This window comes from Dolichospermum circinale AWQC131C (assembly GCF_000426905.1).
GTDB lineage: Bacteria > Cyanobacteriota > Cyanobacteriia > Cyanobacteriales > Nostocaceae > Dolichospermum > Dolichospermum circinale.
Window position 1 is genome coordinate 1,623 of the sequence record NZ_KE384648.1, and the last position, 273, is coordinate 1,895.

At 45.8% G+C, this 273-nt stretch carries 1 protein-coding gene; it reads right to left on the reverse strand.

Features of this window, described 5'->3' with window-relative positions; translation table 11 throughout:
• On the reverse strand, positions 1–273 hold a 273-nt coding region (locus tag ACIR131C_RS26270; protein ID WP_196811810.1), incomplete at both ends, for a hypothetical protein.

Consider the following 273-nt stretch of genomic DNA (forward strand, 5'->3'; position numbering starts at 1 on the left):
CTGGGTGATACCGCTAGGGTAATGCTGGGTGAAGCAACAACATCATCATTAGTAATAGTTCCCGTCACGGCTGTGGTTGTGCCAATGGTGTAACCTGTTCCTGTAGTTAGAGTTAAAGCCACGGTTTCATTACTTTCTGGAGTGCTATCACCTGTGGGGTCAATAGTCAGAGTTTTTGTACTACTTCCCGCCGCAAAGGTAATAGTTCCAGTGGTAGCGGTGAAACTAGCTGCACCTATTTGAGTATAGTCATTATTGAATGTGGCTGTACCC